The following is a 286-nucleotide window of genomic DNA, read 5'->3' on the forward strand; positions in this document are numbered from 1 at the left end:
AAATTTTTGTGCTTATTTATCCTTCTTTACAGGGCAAAGCCATAGAGGAATTTACCCATGAAGTAGCTCGTAAATGGGAAATTGGACAAAAAGATAAAAATAATGGTGTTTTGTTAGCTATTTTTGTCAACGAACGCAAAATAAGAATAGAAGTAGGCTATGGACTAGAAGGCGCTTTGCCTGATATTACCGCAAAGCAAATTATTGAAAATAACATCAAACCTGCTTTAAGGAGTAATCATTACTATCAAGCTATAGAAGCAGGTACTACCGCAATTATACAAGC

Annotated in this window: 1 protein-coding gene; it reads left to right on the forward strand. The window is 34.6% G+C overall.

What is annotated here, in order from left to right; genetic code table 11:
• The coding region (locus tag NZ519_07280) for a TPM domain-containing protein (protein MCS7028556.1) at positions 1-286 on the forward strand (286 nt) is incomplete at both ends.

Source organism: Bacteroidia bacterium, from assembly GCA_025056095.1.
Classification (GTDB): Bacteria; Bacteroidota; Bacteroidia; order JANWVE01; family JANWVE01; genus JANWVE01.